General features: G+C 68.3%; 19 protein-coding genes, 1 tRNA gene and 2 pseudogenes. 9 read left to right on the top strand and 13 right to left on the bottom strand.

The window, feature by feature from the left end:
• Positions 1-21: 21 nt before the first annotated feature.
• Positions 22-936 carry a hypothetical protein gene (locus ACWAT3_RS03765; protein ID WP_460795994.1) on the bottom strand — a complete coding sequence of 305 codons (915 nt, stop codon included), beginning with the start codon at positions 934-936 and terminating at the stop codon, positions 22-24.
• Positions 937-1,014: 78 nt separating this feature from the next.
• A complete protein-coding gene (locus ACWAT3_RS03760) occupies positions 1,015-1,659 on the bottom strand; it encodes a TetR family transcriptional regulator C-terminal domain-containing protein (protein WP_460795992.1) in 645 nt (214 codons plus the stop codon).
• A gap of 73 nt (positions 1,660-1,732) precedes the next feature.
• On the opposite strand from ACWAT3_RS03760, the gene ACWAT3_RS03755 reads away from it, so the two are divergent.
• The 3 genes from ACWAT3_RS03755 to ACWAT3_RS03745 are packed head-to-tail and all read left to right on the top strand — an operon-like array spanning position 1,733 to position 6,315.
• On the top strand, positions 1,733-2,698 hold the full coding sequence (locus ACWAT3_RS03755; RefSeq protein WP_460795990.1) for an alpha/beta hydrolase: 966 nt from the start codon (positions 1,733-1,735) through the stop codon (positions 2,696-2,698).
• Between the two features lie 51 nt (positions 2,699-2,749).
• Positions 2,750-4,285 (top strand): pectinesterase family protein, encoded by a 1,536-nt coding sequence (locus ACWAT3_RS03750; RefSeq protein ID WP_460795989.1) that lies wholly within the window; start codon positions 2,750-2,752, stop codon positions 4,283-4,285.
• Positions 4,282-6,315 (top strand): pectinesterase family protein, encoded by a 2,034-nt coding sequence (locus ACWAT3_RS03745; protein WP_460795987.1) that lies wholly within the window; start codon positions 4,282-4,284, stop codon positions 6,313-6,315. Before ACWAT3_RS03750 ends, ACWAT3_RS03745 begins: the two co-directional genes overlap by 4 nt.
• Positions 6,316-6,375: 60 nt before the next feature.
• Here ACWAT3_RS03745 and dcd read toward each other — a convergent pair whose 3' ends face one another.
• Together dcd and ACWAT3_RS03735 are read right to left on the bottom strand one after the other, a co-directional pair.
• Positions 6,376-6,981 (bottom strand): dCTP deaminase, encoded by a 606-nt coding sequence (gene dcd / locus ACWAT3_RS03740; RefSeq protein ID WP_429459318.1) that lies wholly within the window; start codon positions 6,979-6,981, stop codon positions 6,376-6,378.
• Positions 6,982-7,038: 57 nt separating this feature from the next.
• Positions 7,039-7,788, bottom strand: coding sequence for a dienelactone hydrolase family protein (locus ACWAT3_RS03735; RefSeq protein WP_460796785.1), 750 nt, complete (start codon positions 7,786-7,788; stop codon positions 7,039-7,041).
• 220 nt (positions 7,789-8,008) lie between these two features.
• On the opposite strand from ACWAT3_RS03735, the gene ACWAT3_RS03730 reads away from it, so the two are divergent.
• Positions 8,009-8,082 (top strand) — tRNA-Gly (locus tag ACWAT3_RS03730).
• A gap of 83 nt (positions 8,083-8,165) precedes the next feature.
• Here ACWAT3_RS03730 and ACWAT3_RS03725 read toward each other — a convergent pair.
• The 6 genes from ACWAT3_RS03725 to ACWAT3_RS03700 form a co-directional block, all read right to left on the bottom strand.
• Positions 8,166-8,669: a site-specific integrase gene (locus tag ACWAT3_RS03725; RefSeq protein WP_460795986.1), complete on the bottom strand. Its 504-nt coding sequence runs from the start codon at positions 8,667-8,669 to the stop codon at positions 8,166-8,168.
• Positions 8,620-9,294: a hypothetical protein gene (locus tag ACWAT3_RS03720; RefSeq protein WP_460795985.1), complete on the bottom strand. Its 675-nt coding sequence runs from the start codon at positions 9,292-9,294 to the stop codon at positions 8,620-8,622. Before ACWAT3_RS03720 ends, ACWAT3_RS03725 begins: the two co-directional genes overlap by 50 nt.
• A gap of 24 nt (positions 9,295-9,318) precedes the next feature.
• Positions 9,319-9,771, bottom strand: a complete 453-nt coding sequence (locus tag ACWAT3_RS03715) for a hypothetical protein (protein ID WP_460795984.1) — start codon at positions 9,769-9,771, stop codon at positions 9,319-9,321.
• A 35-nt stretch (positions 9,772-9,806) separates the two neighbouring features.
• The gene (locus tag ACWAT3_RS03710) at positions 9,807-10,175 is read right to left on the bottom strand and encodes a hypothetical protein (protein ID WP_460795982.1); all 369 of its coding nucleotides are present in this window, start codon (positions 10,173-10,175) and stop codon (positions 9,807-9,809) included.
• Between the two features lie 52 nt (positions 10,176-10,227).
• Positions 10,228-11,472, bottom strand: coding sequence for a DUF1214 domain-containing protein (locus ACWAT3_RS03705; protein ID WP_460795981.1), 1,245 nt, complete (start codon positions 11,470-11,472; stop codon positions 10,228-10,230).
• Between the two features lie 187 nt (positions 11,473-11,659).
• Positions 11,660-11,824, bottom strand: coding sequence for a hypothetical protein (locus tag ACWAT3_RS03700; protein WP_460795980.1), 165 nt, complete (start codon positions 11,822-11,824; stop codon positions 11,660-11,662).
• 41 nt (positions 11,825-11,865) lie between these two features.
• Here ACWAT3_RS03700 and ACWAT3_RS03695 point away from each other — a divergent pair, with 41 nt between their 5' ends.
• From ACWAT3_RS03695 to ACWAT3_RS03675, 5 genes are all read left to right on the top strand, one after another.
• On the top strand, positions 11,866-12,072 hold the full coding sequence (locus tag ACWAT3_RS03695) for a DUF3263 domain-containing protein (RefSeq protein WP_460795979.1): 207 nt from the start codon (positions 11,866-11,868) through the stop codon (positions 12,070-12,072).
• Entirely contained in the window at positions 12,069-12,404 is a 336-nt protein-coding gene (locus ACWAT3_RS03690) for a hypothetical protein (protein WP_460795977.1), read from the top strand. The genes ACWAT3_RS03695 and ACWAT3_RS03690 overlap by 4 nt, the downstream gene beginning before the upstream one ends.
• Before the next feature lie 364 nt (positions 12,405-12,768).
• Complete coding sequence (locus ACWAT3_RS03685) at positions 12,769-15,891, top strand: P-loop NTPase family protein (protein WP_460795976.1); 3,123 nt, start codon at positions 12,769-12,771, stop codon at positions 15,889-15,891.
• A complete protein-coding gene (locus ACWAT3_RS03680; RefSeq protein ID WP_460795975.1) occupies positions 15,828-16,589 on the top strand; it encodes a hypothetical protein in 762 nt (253 codons plus the stop codon). Before ACWAT3_RS03685 ends, ACWAT3_RS03680 begins: the two co-directional genes overlap by 64 nt.
• 126 nt (positions 16,590-16,715) lie before the next feature.
• Positions 16,716-17,789 carry a PQQ-dependent sugar dehydrogenase gene (locus ACWAT3_RS03675; protein WP_460795974.1) on the top strand — a complete coding sequence of 358 codons (1,074 nt, stop codon included), beginning with the start codon at positions 16,716-16,718 and terminating at the stop codon, positions 17,787-17,789.
• 3 nt (positions 17,790-17,792) lie between these two features.
• Here ACWAT3_RS03675 and ACWAT3_RS03670 read toward each other — a convergent pair.
• From ACWAT3_RS03670 to ACWAT3_RS03660, 3 genes and pseudogenes are all read right to left on the bottom strand, one after another.
• A pseudogene (locus tag ACWAT3_RS03670) lies at positions 17,793-17,987 on the bottom strand (DUF72 domain-containing protein); the annotation flags it as partial.
• 67 nt (positions 17,988-18,054) lie between these two features.
• Positions 18,055-18,198 (bottom strand): annotated as a pseudogene (locus ACWAT3_RS03665) (SDR family NAD(P)-dependent oxidoreductase); the annotation flags it as partial.
• On the bottom strand, positions 18,195-18,752 hold the full coding sequence (locus ACWAT3_RS03660; protein ID WP_460796783.1) for a Dps family protein: 558 nt from the start codon (positions 18,750-18,752) through the stop codon (positions 18,195-18,197). The pseudogene ACWAT3_RS03665 and the gene ACWAT3_RS03660, both read right to left, overlap by 4 nt.
• Positions 18,753-18,824 lie beyond the last annotated feature (72 nt).

The following is an 18,824-nucleotide window of genomic DNA, read 5'->3' as shown; positions in this document are numbered from 1 at the left end:
GGCATCCGCGCTCGGCACATGTCAGATGATCGCCTGCTGCGTGCCGCCCGCAGAGGACACCGGCGCCGCGGCATCCTGCCAGTCTTCGCCCATCGTCCAGATCGCACTGCCGTCTGGGCCGACGATCCTGTTCCTCAGCGTGGCAGAGACCTCGACGCACAGGTCGGCGCATCCGGTCTCCGACGCCGCGTCGACCGCGACAGGGTCGGAGACGTCGGTGCTCGAGACGTCGGATGCCGCGCTCGACGGCGGGTTGTTCACGAGCACGAGGATCCCGATCACGGCCGCGACGAGCAGCACCGCGAGCCCGAGGAAGACCACGATCGGCCAGCCGCGGTAGGTGTCGCCACCCGACGGGTTCGAGGGGTCGGATGCCGGGGCATCCGGCACCTGGTCGAAAGGCGCAGCCGGGGCGAACGCCGCGGCTGGCTGCTCAGCGGCGACGGGCGACGGCGCACCCGGTGTCGCAAGGAGTGGCGGTGCCGCGGAGTCACGCTGCGCACCAGACGGCGGTGCACCCGACTGGCCCGCCGTCCGCGCGCGCAGTTCGGAGCGCGTCGCCGGGGGCGGAACTTCCGTGGACACCGCCGCCTTCTCGTCCTCGAGCAGCACGGCGGCCGTCGCGTCGAGCGGAGGGATCTCCGGAGGCTCCGGGATCGCGAAGTCCGGAACGGCGATCTCGGCGGGCGGGATGTCGAGGTCATCCACGCGCGACATCGCGAGATCGGCACTCACCGCGAGATCGTCGGGCATCGCATCGTCGGCCGCCGCGGCATCCAGTTCTTCGGCCGGCATCACGGACGCGCCGGCGACATCACCGCCGACGACGGGTTCCACCGTCGTCTCCTGCGGAGACGGGGCGGGCGGCGGGGGCGGCGGAATGATACGCGGCTCGTCGTCGCGCGGTCCGTCCGGATTCCCCGTATCGCCGGTCACGCTCTGATCCTATGCCGCGCGACGTCGAGGCGGGGTGGGGTGTCGCGTCCGGCACGCACCAGGACGCGCGACCCGCCGCTACGCCAGCGCGGTCAGCAGCGCCGCATCGGCTCCGGCGGCGATCAGCTGCTGCCGCATCCCGCGGGCCGCCCGGTCGTAGGCGTCGTCGTCGCCGAACAGCAGCGATCGACTGTTCGCGTGCTCGTCCAGGGCGATGAGGACGAACGCGATGTCCTCGGCATCCGCATCCTTGCGCAGCTCGCGTCCCTCAAGGGCGTACTGCAGCTGCGCGACGATGTAGCCGTACCAGTCGGACTGGGCCTCGCGCACGGCGTCGCGGACCGGCCCTGGCTTGGAGTCGAGGTCGGCCGAGGTGGCGATGAAGAAGCATCCGCCGATGAAGACGCGGTCTCGGGAGTAGTCCAGCGCCCGACGCATGAGCGTCGCCACACGGCGCACTCCACGCCGTTCGGCGCGCGACGGCTCGACGATCGCGGTGAGGAACACCTCGCGAGCCGCGGCGATCGTCGCCAGCTGCAGCGACTGCTTGCTGCCGAACAGCGTCGCGATGCTGCTCTTGCTGTGCCCCGAGGTCGCGGCGAGTCGCCCGATCGTGAGCCCGTCGAGACCGTCGACGGATGCGAGATCCGTGGCGTGCGCGAGCACGCTGCGTCGCGAGGCATCGCCCCGCGCCCGGCGCCCGTCCACCACCTGATCTGACACCCCCCTAGTTTACGCACGACCGTTCGTATACTCTACGTACGATCGTTCGTATTCATTCGGAATCGAGGAAGACATGCCACGCTCCGCCGCATTCGCCCGCACGACGCTTCGCGCGGCCGACGCACTGTCCCCCGCCTTGGCAGGCCGGATCGCGTACGGCCTGTTCTTCCGGACGCGCCCGCGCATGGTGCTGCGCGACCTGGATCGCCCCACGGATCTCGCCGCTCGACGCGCGCTGCTGCGCGTGCGCGGCAGGGACGTGGTCACCTATCGCTGGGGCGATGGGCCCCGCACGGTGCTCGTGCTCCACGGCTGGATGGGCAGAGCCACGCAGTTCGCGCCGCTCGCCCGCGAGCTCGTCGCGGCCGGTCTGCGCGTGGTGTCGTTCGACGCCCCGGCGCACGGCGCCTCGAGCGGGCGCCGCACCGACATCCGCGATTGGATGGCCGCGATCGACGGGATGCAGCGGCGCTTCGGCCCGTTCGACGCCGTCATCGGACATTCGGTCGGGGCCGTCGCGGGGCTCACCGCGGCGCGCACGTTCGCCAGGGCGCCCCTCGTCATCACGATCTCTGGTGCGGCGAGCCCGCTCGCGATGATCGACCAGTTCGCGCGGTTGGTCGCGTTGAGCGACGCCGCACGGGGCCACCTCACGCGGCTGTTCGCGGCACGGATCGGCGAGACTCCGGCATCCGTCACCGAGCACTTCGACGCCGCCGCGCACCCGCTCCCTGAGGGAACCCGCTTGCTCGTCGTGCACAGCAGGGACGACCGCGGCCTTCCGGATGCCGACTCCGTGCGCCTGCATCGCGCGCACGCCGGCCGATCGCGGATGCTGCGGCCATCCGGCCTCGGCCACAACCGCATCCTGTCGGACGACGACGTGCTCGACGCCGTCGTCGAGGCGGTCACCACCACCCACCCCGCGAGACCTGCTCTGCGCGGTGAAACGGAACCTGCACAGCCCGGCCTGACCGCGCAAAGGAAGTCCCGCACATCCTCCGGGAATACGTTGACATCAACAACATTTCCTGGCTAGGGTCTGAGAAACCGGTTCCCCATTCCGGTCTCACCTGCGAGAGGAACGATGATGTCCTTCAAGCCCCCGTCTTCCGGCGCGCCCATTTCGCTGGAATCGCCACCCGTCACCCCGCGAAATCAGGGCCGACGATACGTCGCCGCCGCAGCGATCGTCGGCGCACCGCTGCTCGCCCTGACCACGTTCATCCCATCAGCTGCCGGCGCGCAGCCCGCCGGCGACGCCGACCTGCTCGCCCAGATCGGTGCGCCCACCACCACGACCGCCGACGGTCCGGTGTGGTCCCCGACGGCGACCGGCTTCGCCTCGACACCGACCGCGGAGCTCCCGAACGGCACCACCGGCGGCGCGGGCGGCAACGTCGTCACGGTCGACGATCCGGCCGAGCTCACGGCCGCCGCAGCATCCACCGAGCCGCTGACGATCCTCGTCGACGGCACCATCGACGTCGGCGACGGCAGCATGATCAAGGTCACGGCGAACAAGACGATCGCCGGTGCCGCTGACGGCGGCGAGATAGTCAACGGCGGACTCTTCGTCGACCGCGTCTCCAACGTGATCATCCGCAACCTGACGTTCCGCGACTCCTTCATCGGCGCCGACTGGGACGGCAAGTCGCCGGAGAACGACAACGACGGCATCCGCATCGACACGTCACACCACGTCTGGGTCGACCACAACGAGTTCGAGCGTCTCGGCGACGGCCAGCTCGACATCCGCAAGGATTCGACCGCGGTCACGGCATCCTGGAACTACTTCCGCGACCACAATAAAACCCTGGGCGTCGGATGGACCGAGAACGTCGTGTCGACGCTGACGCTGCACCACAACCGGTTCTCGAACGTGCACCAGCGCAACAGCAGCCTCGACAACGTCGCGGCAGGGCACGTGTACAACAACTGGCTGTCCGGAGTGAGCTCGTACGGCATGAACGCCCGCGGCGTCGACACTGAGCTCGTCGTCGAGTCGAACGTGTTCGAGCACGCCCGCAATCCGCTGATCGGTGAGGGCTCAGTCTTCCAGCAGGGCAACATCTTCGAGGATGTCTGGGGCGAGCAGCCGCGCGACACGGGTGCGACCTTCGATCCGTCCGCGAACTACGCCTATACCGCCGACTCCGCCGTGAAGGTCCGCAAGCTGCTCAGCAAGCACGCCGGCCCCGTGCACGCCACGACCGATGAGGCCGAGCGCCGCGTCACCGTCGCACAGGACGGCAGCGGCGACTACCTCTCCGTGCACGCGGCCGTGGGTGCGGCTTCGCGCAGCGCGCACCCGGTCGAGATCGTCGTGCAGCCCGGGATCTACCGCGAGGTCCTCTCGATCTGGCCGGATGCCGATCACCTGACGATCGTCGGCGCCACCGGCGACCCGGCCGACGTCGTCATCACGTACGACAAGGCGAGCAGCGACTGGCCGACGGTCAACGTCTTCGCCGACGACGTCACACTGCAGAGCCTCACGCTCGAGAACCCGCTGGACGTGGATCCGCCCCAGACGGCTCTGGCGCTGCGTGATGCCGGGACGGGAACGACTCTCGACGATGTCGTCCTGATCGGCGACACCCTCGTGGAAGGAGCGGACCGATGAGAACGCGCACCCTGACCCGCGTGGCGGTCGTCGCGAGCGCACCGCTGCTCGCCCTGTCGCTGATCGCCGCGCCGGCGCATGCCGACGACGCCTCCGCCGGCCTCGACGGCGCCGCGCTGCTCGAGCGCATCGGCGCGCCGACAACGACGACCGCCGACGGCCCGGTGTGGTCGCCGACCGCAACGGGCTTCGCCTCGACGCCGAGCGACGACCTGCCCGAGGGCACGACCGGCGGTGGAGGCGGTCGGCTGGTCGTGGCCGACGACGCCGTCGAACTCGCCGAGTACGCCGCGCTCGAGGAGCCGCTGACGATCCTCGTCAAGGGCAGCCTGGATGTCGAGCCGTTCGGCTCGCAGATCACGGTCGCCTCCGACAAGACGATCGTCGGCGCCGGCCGCGACTCCGAACTCGTCGGCGGCGGGCTGTTCCTCGATCGGGTGTCGAACGTGATCGTGCGCAACCTCACGTTCCGCGATTCGTATGTCCCCGGCGACTGGGACGGCAAGAGCGCGGACAACGACAACGACGGCATCCGCATCGACACGTCGTCGCACGTCTGGATCGACCACAACGAGTTCACCCGCCTCGGCGACGGACTCGTCGACGTGCGCAAGGACTCGACCGCGGTGACGCTGTCGTGGAACTCCTTCCACGACCACAACAAGACGGTCGGCGTGGGGTGGACGAGCAACGTCGTCACCACGATCACGATGCATCACAACGCGTTCTCGAACACGTTCCAGCGCAACGCGAGCATCGACAATGTCGCGGCGGGCCACCTCTACAACAACTGGTTCGAGGGGCAGACGCACTACGGGACGATGTCACGAGGTGCCTCGCAGCTCGTGATCGAATCCAGCGTCTATGAGAACGGCGAGGACGCGATCGTCGCGAAGGACCCCGAGTCCACCGTGGAGTCGCGGAACAACACCTTCACGAACATCCGGGGCCGCAAGGACAACACGGGTCCGACGTTCGATCCGACGTCGTTCTACTCCTACACGCCGGATGCCACGGCCGACGTCGTCTCGATCGTCGACGCGCACAGCGGTCCGCTCGGCAAGGACGAGAAGGTCAAGAAGCGGATCACGGTCGCGCTCGACGGCAGCGGCGACTTCGCCAGCGTCGGCGCGGCGGTGGGCGCGGCATCCCGTGCGAAGCACCCGGTGGAGATCGTCGTCTCCCCCGGCGTCTATCGCGAGGTGGTCCGGATCTGGCCGGATGCCGATGACCTGACGATCCGCAGCTCGTCCGGGGTCGCGGAGGACGTGGTGATCACCTACGACCTCGCGGCAGGGCAGGCGAAGTTCTACGGCGGAACGTGGGGCCACACCGGCTCCCCCGTGCTGTCGGTGCTCGCGGACGACGTCACGTTGCGCGACATCACGATCGAGAACGCGTACGACGAGGCGGTCAACGGCAGCAGTCAGGCGCTGGCGCTGCGCACGGCGGCCGACCGCACGGTGCTCGACGGCGTGCGACTGCTCGGCAACCAGGACACGTTCCTGGTTGATCCGATCTCGAAGACGCAGCCGTCGCGCGTCTGGATGACGGACTCGTACGTCGCCGGCGACGTCGACTTCATCTACGGCGGCGGCACGCTCGTCGTCGAGGACTCCGAGATCCGCTCGCTCGATCGGGCGTCGACCACGAACAACGGGTACGTCGCGGCTCCCGCGACGGTACCCGGTGGCAAGGGCTTTCTGTTCGTCGACTCGGTGTTCACGTCGGACGCCGCGCCGGGCACCGTGTCGCTCGGGCGCCCGTGGCACCCGAGCAGCAATCCGGACGTCGATCCGGCCATGGTCGTGCGCGATTCCGAACTCGGCGCACACGTGCGCACGCCCGCATGGTCGGACATGAGCGGGTGGAGCTGGCAGGAGGACTTCTTCCGCGAGTACGCCAACTCCGGTCCCGGTGCGGTCGTCGGCGAGGATCCGGGGCGACCGCAGCTGACGGACGACGAGGCCGCCGCGTTCACGCGCGAGGCGTACCTGTCCGGCGATGACGGCTGGAGTCCGTGGAATTGAGCTGACGCTCTGCGCGAAGGGGCGCCCGGTCCTCGGACCGGGCGCCCCTCCTGCGCGTTCTCAGCCGCCGGTCGAGCCGAGGTCGGTGACCCCGACATCCGTGCGGTGGAAGTTCTGGAACGAGCGTGATGCCGTCGGCCCGCGCTGCCCCTGGTAGCGGTTGCCGTACGGGCCGGAGCCGTAGGGGTTCTCGGCGGGCGAGGTCAGGCGGAAGAAGCAGAGCTGCCCGATCTTCATGCCCGGCCACAGCTTGATGGGCAGCGTCGCGACGTTCGCGAGCTCGAGGGTCACATGCCCGGTGAACCCCGGATCGATGAAGCCGGCCGTGGAGTGCGTGATGAGTCCGAGGCGGCCGAGCGACGACTTGCCCTCGAGACGGGCGGCGACGTCGTCCGGTAGGGAGACCTGCTCGAATGTCGCACCGAGCGCGAATTCGCCCGGGTGCAGGATGAACGGTTCGTCGGGCGCGACCTCGATGAGGCGGGTGAGCTCGGGCTGGTCCTCGGACGGGTCGATGAACGGATACTTGTGGTTGTCGAACAACCGGAAGTAGCGGTCCAGGCGCACGTCGACGCTCGACGGCTGCACCATCGCGGGATCGTGCGGGTCGAGTCCGATCCGGCCGGAGGCGAGTTCTGCGGTGATGTCGCGGTCGCTGAGAAGCACGGGAACAGCCTAGTGCGCGGTGCTTCCGTCATGACGGCGACGCCCGGCCGTGCGCGCTCACGCGAGAGGCGTCCCGAGATGACGGACGAAGAAGCGTCCGGCGTCCTCTCCGGCGAATGCCGGGACGCCGGTGTGGCCGCCCATGTTGGCCTGCAGGGTCTTCTCCGCGGACCCGAAGGCGTCGAAGAGGTCGAGCGCCATCTGGCGGTCGTTGCCCTCGTCATCCCATTGCAGGAGGACGTGAAGAGGAATCGTGACCGTGCGGGCTTCTTCCATGATCGTCCGCGGGATGTAGCTGCCCGCGAAGAGCCCGGCCGCACGGATGCGCGGTTCGACGGCGGCCAGACGCACGCCGATCGCGATCACGCCGCCGGAGAATCCCACTCTCTCCCCGATCTCGGGCAGGTCCAGGACTGCATCGAGTGCGGTCTGCCACTCCGGCACCGCCTCCTCCACAAGAGGAAGAACCAGCCGGTCGATGGTCCGTGCGCTCGGCGCCTCGCCGGCCGAGAGCGCGCGGACCAGGTCCGATCGCGCCTGCTCCGCACCGGGCAGCGGTGATCGATCACCGGCTCCGGGCAGTTCGACGGCCACCGAGGCGAAGCCGTGCGCGGCTACGGTGCGCGCCCGTGCGGCCAGGCGAGGATGCATTCGACGCATCCCGAGCCCGCCGGGTTGACCCATCATGATGAGCGGAACGGGTGCGGACGGGGAAGCGTCCGACGGCGTCCACAGGATCCCGGGGATGCCGTCGAGAGCGAACTCGCGGGTGATGACGCCGTCATCGTGTTCTGAGGTGAAGCGCATGGTCGTGCCTTTCGGGAGTGCCATCAGCGGCGCTCCCGGACGACCTATCGCCCGGCCGTGCCTCCGCAGAGGAGCACCGACGTCATTCTGATCACGGGTACCACCTCCTCGAACCGCTGCACGGACGCTCCACAGTACCAGCGGCGAGCCCGCCCGCACTTTGGCCTGCGGCCGGGCGCCAGGTAGGCTGTCCGATACCTGCCTCTTCGGATGCCGGTACGGGGCTGTAGTTCAATGGCAGAACTTCTGCTTCCCAAGCAGACAGCGCGGGTTCGATTCCCGTCAGCCCCTCCACACCTACTCCCGTAAGGGATCGAGACAGACAGAAGCCCCGCCCTCCATCTCGGAGGTCGGGGCTTCTCGCTATTTACTCGCTTTCAGGAAGCGAACGCTTCGAGCTTCGCCGCCATGTCGGGTCGCTCGAGCGGCTTCTCCACGTAGTGCCTCGACGTCACTCCGGCATCCGCGTGGCCCAGCTGGTGCTGTGCGTCTTCGATGCCGAGTAGCGTCGCGACCGCCTTGCGGCAATCCTTCGGCGTCATCCACGACACCGCCGTGCCCTTGAGTGCACCGTTCCAGTGTGTGCGCACCGTCTCCGGCCAGCGGAGTCCACCGACGGCCGAGGGGAACACCCACTCGCAGTAGGCGTGCACGCGGCGACTGGTGAGCGCGTCGAGTACGAACCGAGGCAGAGCGAGCCGCCTGTTCGACGCGTCCGACTTCGGATGCTCCTGACGGATCAGGCCCTCCCCCTCGATGCGGGCGACGGTCGCGGTGATCGACACCCACCCGCCGTCAAGGTCGAGGTCGTCCCAGCGGAGCGCGAGGGCCTCACCCGGGCGGCACCCGGTGCCCAGGAGGATGTCGACAAGGTCGGCCATGTCGCGCCTGGCCCCGTCTCGGTGGGGCGGCAGCGCATCCCACGCTCGCATCGCGGCACGCAGCGTCCGGACCTTCCTCGACGCCGGGGGCGCGTACGACCTGTTTCGCGCGGGCCGGCAGCCGGAGCTCGTCGGCGGCGTTGGACTGTGAGGCCCCGTACCTGACTGCGAGGCTGCACATCCCGTTGAGGACGACGCCGAGCATCCGCGCCTGCGCGGGCCCGGACGACTCGGCGACTCGGTCGACGATGCGCTGCAGCCGGGGCGGTGTCGCTTCCCGGACACGGACGGCGCCGACATGCTCGTTGATCTGCGCGCGCACCGTCGACTTGTACCTAGAGACGGTCGCCGCCGCTTTCCCCTGCTTCTCGATCTCGCTCAACCAGACGCGCGCGAGATCAGCGAGGGTCGACTCTCGGGCGATCGATTCGCCGGTGGGGGCGACACGGTCGCGCAGGGCCTGCACGAGGGCCTGCTCCGCCTGCGCGGGCGTTTTCCCCTGGCGTTGCATCTTCCGGGTGACGCCGTCGCTGTCGCGGTAGTAGGCGACGGCGGTCGGCTTCCCGCCCACGGTCGTACGGCGGATGCGTCCCCACGTTTCGAGGACGAGCGGTGGTCTAGGCATAGCGGGCGATCCGTCCCTGGCGGATCATGCGCATGTACGTGCGCATGATCTTCTCTGTGACGCCGAGCTCGAGCGCGACGACGCCGGGGTCTTCGGTGACGTCGACGAACTCGTCGAGGCGTGACGGGCGGAGGAGGCGGCGGGCTGCGATGCGTCAGCGCGCTCCTCTTGTATGTCGTTGGCGCCGATGTCGCCGTGCTCGAAGTGCACGATCTCATGGGCGATCGCGCAGCGTTCGACGACGCCGTGCAGGTTCGGGCGGACGAACACGGCCTCGTGGTCCGGGGAGTAACAGGCGACCATCTCGTCGTCGGGAAGGTCGTCGCGGAAGATGATCGGGAGGTCCAGGATCTCGGCGTGAACCCACGGATCGTAGTCCATCGCGCACGGACCGTTCTGGAAATCGACGATCCCGAACATGTAGGCGGTGGTAGCCGTGGGGCTGCCCGTCGGCTCTCCGTAGTCGATCATTTCCATCAAGTTCAGTGCACCGTTCAATTCGTACCCCTCCGTTACGCCTCGCCCCGATCGGGGTTAATCGGCGTGTCCTTCGATGCGGCGATCCTCGTGTTATCGAGTTCCACCGTCTCCAGATCCTGCCTCGGGCGTCGGACATTGATCGGGGTCACTGTCGCGTCGGGGCGGATGGTCGCACGGCGATAGATCTCCTCGAAGCTCACGCCGGAAACTCGCTCTAGATGCTCGGAGACTTCCAGCACGAAGTCGAGGGATACCCTCGCGGTCCTGTCCTTGCCCGTCGTGGTCAGGTGGCGGCGCAGGGTCTTGTACGGCATGCCCAGATCGTCGGCAGCAGCTTCGAGGGTGCCGTACTTGGCGAGTCGATGGTCTTCGACGTCTTCAAGAGCGAGGACGGGTGGCACTTCCACCGCGCCTATGCCTGAATCCAGCTGACGGAAGGGTGACGTCGAGACGTTAGACGCCTTCCGGGTCGCCGAGGCGCCACGCGCCGTCGAATGCTGCGGTGGTCGGACCATAGATGCGGAAGTAGGCGAACCACCCGCGCCCGGGCAGAGTCTGAACCCACGGCCCTTGTTCGGCGGGTTCGGGGCCGAAGTGCAAGTCAATGTGGTCGCTGTCGAGTTGTCCGTCAAGCTCGAACAGTGAACGCAGGGCGGCGTTGTCCTGCGGTGTGCTGATCTGGCTTCTCGTTTCGGCGTCGTACACGGTGAGCGACCAGAACAACCCCGCGGGCACAGGAAGGGGAACGCGAACACGGTAGTTCCGTGCACCGTCCAGATATTGTCCTGCATCGTCGCGGGCGATGAACCAGTACAGCGACCCTGACCCGGCTTGCCGGCGGAACATGACCGGAGAGCTCGCGATGGCCTGGTAGAACCAGGTCTCGCGGGCGTCGACATCTGTTCGACCGTCGATAGCGAAGTCTGCGTTCTCGGGCCGTAGCGTGACCCACTCCCACTGGCGATCTGGCCAGACGATGCGATCCCGTCTCCGGTCCGCGAGTGACTGCACCCGCAGTTGCGCATCCGCATGCTCAGCCGCACACGCCAGGATCGTTCGCATCCGTTCGTCCGGCGAGAATGCCTGCCCGGCGCGGATACCGAGCGTGGCGAGTTCACCGAGGTAGGCGATATCAGCGGAGTGTGCGGGCTCGCTGTCGATGTACTCGTGCAGCAGCTTCCAGTACTCCAGAGTTCCCTGCACCGTCTGCGGAGTGGTGTCCTGCGGTTTCCCGGTCAGGTCGACCCATGACGGCTCTGCCCATTCGGCAGAGTCACCGAGCGGACTGACTCGGGTGGAGCGCAGCAACGCGATGGCGGCCTGCACGTCGCCATCCTGCGGGATCGCGCGCAGACCGACGACGACACGATTCCCCGCCGGACGGTGGACGAACCCGTCCGTCGTCAGGTCACCCTCCCACCCGGGCGGCAAGAAGATGTGACGTCCTCCGTGGCCCTGGTCGGGGCCGGGAATCCCGATGTCGGTGATCCAGCTCTGGTCAGTGTTCAGCGCCGCACCGATGACCGGCCCCGCCGGGATGGTCACCACCAACGGCCCGACCGCGAGGTCAAGTAGGACAGGACCGTAAGGGGTATCGGAGTTCAGCGTGAAGCCCACCTGCCCCGGTCGGGTGTCCATCGTCCCGAAGACCTTGTTCGGCACCACCCCGGCGGCCTGTGTTCCGGCCCAGATCGCCATCCCCGACACGGCAGGGAAGAAGTGCTTGTACACGACCACCGCACGGGCGTAGTCCGCATCGTCGTACGCCGCCTCGACGGTCTGCCCCGTAGGGTAGCCGCCTTCAAACTGATACCTCGACAAGCCGTCCTCCTCGGGATCCCACCTGATGAGGAGACTGCCACACGATCAGACAGGAAGCCAAGTATCAATAGCCCGGAAACGCCGGCCCGTCATGCTCGGGCGGCATCGGCACGCTCGGCACGGTGAGCCTATGCCCGCACTCCGGGCACACGTACGCGCCGGGGATCTCCCGCATCACGACGTCGTCGTGGGGGCTGTGCTGCTGAGCCGCCGCATCGAGGCTCACCATACCGACAGCGTATGTCCGTGGCTCTCGGCAGGGTAGAGCCCATGCCTCCCGAGACTCTGCTCGCGTTCGAAGCGCGCTGGCCGCGCCACAACGGCATGAAGGAAGAAGCGATCCGCCACGAGCTCGGCGTGACCCCGGCGCGGGTCTATCAGCTTCTGGGTCGTGCCGCGCACTCCCCCGACGGAGTGCGTTCGGACCCGATCACGGCGCGGCGCGTGCGAGAGCGGTCCGCTACGTTGGGCGCATGAAGAAACGCTTGTCGGTGGTCGCGCTCGTAGCAGCCACGATGACGCTCGCCGGTTGCTCGGCATCCTTCGACTCTGTCGCGGAGGAATGTGGTGGCAGCGACGCTGGGATCACGGTAACGAGTGACGGCGTGCTGGAGTACGACCAGGACCATGACTCCACCGGTGAGGCGTCGACGTGCCTGCTGCAGGGACTCGTTCCCGACAAGACCGAGCAGTACACGATCACTCAGGCACTGACACCTGGTGTATCCGGTGACGTTGAGGGCGGCGGCCACACGATTGTCTACGGCATGAGCCCTGACGGCGCCGTTCGGCTGTTCTTCAATCCGTAAGCCGCTCGCTAGTTACTCGCGGATTTGAGCGAGATTCGGCACTATCCAGGACCGTTGACCGACATCAGAAACACCTGATCAGAAACGCTTATCAACATTTCCGACTAGTGCGGGGCAGAACTTCTGCTTCCCAAGCAGACAGCGCGGGTTCGATTCCCGTCAGCCCCTCCACTGTTCGATCAGCCCGCAGGCGACGATCTCGGCCATTTGATCAGCATCTCGATCGACTCTTCGCTCCGCCTCGCGCGTGACACCAGCGGGTGCTTCCGCATCGGCCGTGAAGTGCAGAACGGCTCACCCGGGGCATGAGATCCTGCGCGCCAGCCATCCGATACGGTCGTACGAGGCGCGTCCTGGGGGTCATATGCAGCAGCAGTCGGTCAGAAACCTCGACGCGCGCGAGTTCGAGTGGGTGTGCAGCGGCATTATCGGCGAGATCGCGAAGGTCTACGGCGACGTACCGACGGGCCCGTCCGAGCTGATGGCGCCATCGACGGACGGCGGTATCGAGGCCAAGATCCCGACGACGAGCGGCTGGCTCGCGGTGCAGTGCAAGGCGTACCCCGGCGCGGGTTTCGATAAGGAGATCGGCTCGATCAAGCGCTCCTTCACCACATTTCTCGGCCGGCCGGAGCATGGCGGCGTGACCCGGTACATCTGGTGCTCGACCGCGGATCGCACCGGCGGCACCGGCGTTTCCGGTGCGAAGCACTCCTCGCCGGGCAACGATGCGAAGGCGAAACAGGCGATCGCCGCTATGACCGCCGAGGCCGCGAAGCGTGGGCGCACGGTCGACGTCGCCATCCGCTTCGCCACCGACCTCGACGAGATCGTCCGCACGGAACGCCCAGAGTACGCCGCGGTGATGGCGTCGCTGACACCGTTCCGCCTGGAGGATGTGAGGCGATACTCGGCCGCACGGGCCGGAAGCATCCTCACCCGCCTGGGTGGCGAACTGGCGCCGCAGTTGGAGTTTCCCGCGCCGCGCACTGCCGATCTGCTCGATCGACTGTCGGACTCGACCCGACCGAATGGACGCATCCGCCTCGACGGTCTCACCGAGTTGATTGACGAACTCCACCGTCGCGAACACGCCCTTCCCGCGGCCTCGCCGCTCGTCACCGATGTCCGCGATGCCTGCGCGGCAGTCCTCGCCGCTGGCACCGCCGTGCAAGGATCCCTGACTCTGTCTGCGACCGAGCTCGAAGCGCCACTGACCGAGCTGCGCGACCGGAGCGCGGCGGTATCCACGCTCGCCAGGACGACGGTTGGCGCGCGGCTGCCACTGCCGGAGGACAGCGAGGACGAACGACCGGTCCTGAAAGCGATCCTGAGGGTGGCCGCCTCAGCGGCCGCACTGCACACCCACGCCGAGCTCCTCGCCTGCGAGGCCGAAGCCGCCCGAACGCGCCGGCTGCTCATCTCCGGTGCGTGGGGCACGGGCAAGAGCTACCAACTCGCCGAATACACGCGCCGGGCCTCCGACGCCGGCATCCCGGTGCTGCTGCTGCGCGCCAGGGACTTCACCGCGACCGACGACCCGATCCTCGCACAGCCCTGGCGCGGCGCCTTCGAGAACCGGAACGCCGAACCGACGGAGATCGCCGCCATGCTCGACGCGATCGGGCACCGATCCGTCCGCGACGGCGGCTCACCGCTGGTGCTCATCGTCGACGGCCTCAACGAGGCGTCGATCCGCGATCTCCCGGTCGCCCTGCAGCGCCTGTTCGACACGGTCGGCCGGTTCCCCAGCCTCCGGCTCGTGCTCTCCAACCGAGAGGACCGGATGCCGGTCGCCGACGGCGGCGTGCCCGAATTCCACCACGACCGTCCCGAACGCGCCGTGCTGTCGCGCGCCGTGGAGCGGACGCTCAATGCCCCGGCCGGCACGCGCTGGCATGCCGTCGTGTCCAATCCCCTCTTGGCGTCGGTGGCCGTCCGGGTCATCAGTGCACGGCCCGATCAGGCGGATCGTGTGCTCAGTCGGACCGGACTGTTCGAGGCCTGGGTCGACCTGCTGTCTGACGAGGCGGCCGCCGCGTTGCAGATGCCCAGGGCGACGGTGCAGCGCATCATCGGCACGATCACGCACGCAGGGGGCAGCAGCGACATCACCGGGATCGCTCGCAAGGCCGAAACCCCTGCTCCGATTGTCGACCGCGTCGTGGATCGGCTGATCGACGAGGGTCTGCTCGAATCCGCGGGTGACGACGCTGTTCGCGTGCATTGGGACGGTCTCAGCGAGACGCTCCGGATGCGGCGCGCGATCGCCGACGGCTCTGTCGACGCGCTCTTCCGGGAGCTTCCCAGCGGGAAGCGAGAATCAGCTCTCGCCCTTCTCGCCGAGCTGCTCCCCCAGGCAGAACGTCGGCTCGAGCTTCCGGATTTCCCCGTTCCGAACGTCACCGACGACCAGCGCGACTTCGCGTTCGCCCTGTCCCTGAACGAGCGGACCGATGGCAGCATCCACGCAGGCACCGGTGTTCTCGCCGAACGGATGCTGCGCGCGGGCGGGGACGCGGGCCAAGCCGTTCTCTGGTCGGTGCTCAGCGTTCCGGGACGGTCGCGGATCGGCGTCACCTGGCTGTGCGACATCCTCCGGTCGACTCCGCTCGCTCAGCGATCCCGGTTCTGGCCGACGATCTTGGAGGACCTGTGCGAGCGTTCGCCGAGTGACCAGGACGATATGGAAGAGCTGCTCTCCTGGCTCTCCACCGAGCGGTGGCCGGAGTTGAGCGAAGACCAGGCAGACCCGGTGGTGGAAATACTCACCTGGATGACGTGCGCGAATGATCACACCGGTCTGCCCGGGTTCGCGGTGAGCAGCCTCGTCGAGATCGCGCACCGGCATCCGACGCTGCTGAAGACCGTGCTTGGACGGGTCGCTGATGTCGACGACGACCACCCTCGCGACGCGCTGTTCGCGGCGGCGGCCGGCATCATCGCCCGCTGGCCGGAGTCGCCATCCGCGCATATCGTCCGCGACGTGTGCACGGACGCGCTCCGAAGCGACCTCGCTGTGCAGTCGTACGCGTCGCTCGCGGCGATCCACCGGGCGATCGATTCCAGAGTTCCGATGCATGCGTTCCTCGATCACGCCCTGCCGCCGCTGCGCGTGCGCCGTCTCCGCTTCTCTCCCCGCCGTCGCGACCTCATCCGGGACGACGACAGGGCGATGTTCGCGGACGCACGATCCGAGCGCGACGCCGAGCGGTTCGAGACGGACATCCTCGACGCGATGGGCGTGCCGGTCACCGGACGCGATGCGGTCGTCGATATCGGGGACGCTTTCGACGGTCACGGGCTCTCCCTCGTGCGCGGGCGCTGGCTCGCGCGCCAGTATGCGAAGCATCCGTTCGGCGCGCGCCTCTCGGTGGGATTCGTCCCCGTCAAGGCGGGACGTCCGAGAATCCGGCGACGGAGATGCTCGAAGACCCGGATGGGGCGTGGCGCACACGGCTCGACCCGACCGTGCCGGTGGCGCTGATGCTGCGCGACTCGGATGCCGTGCCACCACGACGCTGGTGGGTGCCGCGGATCGGTCCGCTCGGGTCGGGAGGGCACTCTGCGCAGGAGCTCGAGGTCACCGATCCGGAGGGTACGGTCTGGGTCGTGATCGACGGACGGTTCCGTCTGCTCGACCCAGCGCACCGCCACCACGATCAGCGAGCGACGCTGCGCCTCGGACGACACCGATGGATGCTCGGAGACGACGATGACGACGGTCTCCCTGCTATCGGCCGCACCCGGCACGACGTGATCCGCATCGACGACGCCCGTCTGATTCCGATGGACGCGTTCGGCCCCGAACCCGTCGTCAGTCGGCGCGCCATCCGCCATGACCTGTTCGCCGACGCGTTCACAACGCTGCCGGAAGACGGTTCGGTCGTCGTCCCCGCGGTGGACGGCAGCGTCGCCCCGCTCAGCGCAGTTCTGCCGCGGCTGCTCGGAGCGCACTGGACTGGCTGGGGACTCGACGGAGTGGACGGCGATGGAGTGAAGGTGTTCACCGACCCCGCCGCCGGGTTGTCGGCTCCGCACGCCGTGCTCGTGCGTCGAGACGCGCTCTCCGAAGCCCTGGCGCGGACCGGCACGGAGTTGACACTCGCCGTCACCGTCTCGGACATGCGCGCGTCGTTCCACGGCTCCCGGCCCGTGACAGTGGTTCTCACCGCCGAGGCGTGAATCGGAGTCACGTTCCCGAAACCGGTCGCGGCCCGAGATGCTCCCCAACCGGTTACTGTGAACCCGGGGGACTCGTTCGTTTCAGTCGACTGCCGCGGGATGCGTGAACACAGCCGAGGAGATCGCATGTCCACCAGCACATGTTCCGCCCGGCTCGTCATCGCTCTCGGCAGCATCGCAGTGCTCGCCGGGTGCACATCGCTCACGCCGGACGCGTCACCATCCGACTCGAGTGCGCCCTCGACACCCGCACAGCCGGTGACGGTCATCGCCGAGAACCTCGACGCCCCGTGGTCGATCGTGTTCCACGAAGACACGGCCCTGGTCAGCGAGCGCGACACCGCCCGCATCCTCGAGATCGCGGCGGACGGCACCGCGCGCGAGGTCGGCACCATCGCCGAGGTCGTGCCGCAGGGCGAAGGCGGGCTCCTCGGCATCGCGGTCCGCGACGGCTATCTGTACGCGTACGCGACCGGTGACGATGAGAACCGCATCGACCGCTACGAGCTGACCGGCGAACCGGGCGGGCTCGGGCTGGGTGCGTCCGAGACGGTTCTCGACGGCATCCCCTCGGCCGGCAATCACAACGGCGGACGGATCGCGTTCGGGCCGGACGGGATACTGTACGCGACGGCCGGCGATGCCGGCGACAGGAGCAGCGCACAGGATCCGGACTCGCTGTCCGGCAAGATCCTCCGGATGACGCCGGATGGCGGCATCCCTGCCGACAACCCGTTCGCGGACTCCCTCGTGTACAGCTACGGACATCGCAACCCGCAGGGACTCGCCTGGGATGACGACGGCACGCTGTATGCGAGTGAGTTCGGCCAGGACACCTGGGACGAGCTGAACGCGATCGAACCGGGCGGGAACTACGGTTGGCCGGATGCCGAGGGCATCGCCGAGGTGCCCGACACGATCGATCCCGTGCAGCAGTGGGCTCCGTCGGAGGCGAGCCCCAGCGGTATCGCGATCGCGGACGGCACGGTCTACATCGCCAACCTGCGGGGCGAACGTCTCCATACGGCCCCACTGGGTGACCTGACGACGTCGTCCGAATGGTTCGTGGGCGAGTACGGTCGGCTGCGCGATGTCGCCCAGGCACCGGACGGCTCCCTGTGGATCCTCACCAACAACACCGACGGGCGCGGCGAGCCGGACACGGGCGACGACCGCATCCTCCGGGTACCGATCGGGTGACGCAACGAACCCGTCCGGCACGGCAACTCGCCAGCGCCGGTAGCTCTCCGGCCGCTGCAACGAGTAGAACGAGCCGTTCAGCTCGACGGTCGAGAACCGCGACCCGATGTACTCCAGTTCCCGCCGCTGTGCGAGTCCCTTCGGATAGAAGTCGCCTCGCCAACGCGGGTACCGCCACCCGGAGGTGCCTCTCCGCACGGCGGCTACACGCTCGACCCGACCATCGGCTGATGCGCATGCACGCTCGTCACCGCGATCAGGCGCCCGTTTCCTCGGCGCCCGCTGCATCCGAATGCCAGGTGATCGCGACGTCGACGCCTTCGGCGGCGAGCGCGACCGCAACGGCCCGACCGATACCGGAATCGACCCCCGTCACGATCGCCCGGCGCGGCTCCGCGTCCACGATCAGCGCCCGGCCGGCTTACGGTTCTCCGCGCTGACCATCCACGCGAACTGCTCCAGTTTCTCGATGACGGCGTGCAGGATGTCGGCGCTGGTCGGATCCTCCTCGTCCACGCCGTCGTGCACATCACGCATGGTCGCCACGACCGCCTCGAGCCGCTCCGTGATGAGATCGACCGTCTCGGCGGTGTCCACCTCGCCCTGCGGATACTCCGGCAGCGTCGTGCTCGACGCGACCGTATCGCTGCGCCCGTCCGGCACCGCGTGCAGCGCCCGCATGCGCTCGGCGACCGTGTCGCTGAACTCGCGTGCCGCATCGATGATGTCGTCCAGCTGTCGGTGGGTGTCTCGGAAGTTGCGCCCCACGACGTTCCAGTGCGCCTGCTTGCCCTGCATCGCGAGTTCCAGCAGATCGACCAGCACCGCCTGCAGATGCGCGCTCAGCTCCGGCGACGCCACGAAGCCCTTCTCGGCGTTCTGCCGACGTGTGCGCTTCTCGCCGCTCCCTCCGCGGGCGGTACGGGAGCCGGATGCCTTGGGGGATGTCTTCGTCGTTGCCATCATGCGGCCGACCGTAACCCACCCGACCTCGCGAACCGCAGGGGCTTGACAGCAGGCCGAGCCCCACCACGG

This window comes from Microbacterium sp. GXF0217 (genome assembly GCF_054798195.1).
This window is presented reverse-complemented; position numbering and strand designations above follow the sequence as displayed.

Bases quoted from the DNA above. Each gene is read 5' to 3' on its own strand.
- ACWAT3_RS03755 (WP_460795990.1), top strand. From the start codon at position 1,733: ATGCCACGCTCCGCCGCATTCGCCCGCACGACGCTTCGCGCGGCCGAC.
- ACWAT3_RS03750 (WP_460795989.1), top strand. From the start codon at position 2,750: ATGTCCTTCAAGCCCCCGTCTTCCGGCGCGCCCATTTCGCTGGAATCG.
- ACWAT3_RS03745 (WP_460795987.1), top strand. From the start codon at position 4,282: ATGAGAACGCGCACCCTGACCCGCGTGGCGGTCGTCGCGAGCGCACCG.
- ACWAT3_RS03735 (WP_460796785.1), bottom strand. From the start codon at position 7,788: ATGCGCTTCACCTCAGAACACGATGACGGCGTCATCACCCGCGAGTTC.
- ACWAT3_RS03725 (WP_460795986.1), bottom strand. From the start codon at position 8,669: ATGGCCGACCTTGTCGACATCCTCCTGGGCACCGGGTGCCGCCCGGGT.
- ACWAT3_RS03720 (WP_460795985.1), bottom strand. From the start codon at position 9,294: ATGCCTAGACCACCGCTCGTCCTCGAAACGTGGGGACGCATCCGCCGT.
- ACWAT3_RS03715 (WP_460795984.1), bottom strand. From the start codon at position 9,771: ATGGAAATGATCGACTACGGAGAGCCGACGGGCAGCCCCACGGCTACC.
- ACWAT3_RS03705 (WP_460795981.1), bottom strand. From the start codon at position 11,472: ATGGCGATCTGGGCCGGAACACAGGCCGCCGGGGTGGTGCCGAACAAG.
- ACWAT3_RS03700 (WP_460795980.1), bottom strand. From the start codon at position 11,824: ATGGTGAGCCTCGATGCGGCGGCTCAGCAGCACAGCCCCCACGACGAC.
- ACWAT3_RS03695 (WP_460795979.1), top strand. From the start codon at position 11,866: ATGCCTCCCGAGACTCTGCTCGCGTTCGAAGCGCGCTGGCCGCGCCAC.
- ACWAT3_RS03690 (WP_460795977.1), top strand. From the start codon at position 12,069: ATGAAGAAACGCTTGTCGGTGGTCGCGCTCGTAGCAGCCACGATGACG.
- ACWAT3_RS03685 (WP_460795976.1), top strand. From the start codon at position 12,769: ATGCAGCAGCAGTCGGTCAGAAACCTCGACGCGCGCGAGTTCGAGTGG.
- ACWAT3_RS03680 (WP_460795975.1), top strand. From the start codon at position 15,828: ATGCTCGAAGACCCGGATGGGGCGTGGCGCACACGGCTCGACCCGACC.
- ACWAT3_RS03675 (WP_460795974.1), top strand. From the start codon at position 16,716: ATGTCCACCAGCACATGTTCCGCCCGGCTCGTCATCGCTCTCGGCAGC.
- ACWAT3_RS03660 (WP_460796783.1), bottom strand. From the start codon at position 18,752: ATGGCAACGACGAAGACATCCCCCAAGGCATCCGGCTCCCGTACCGCC.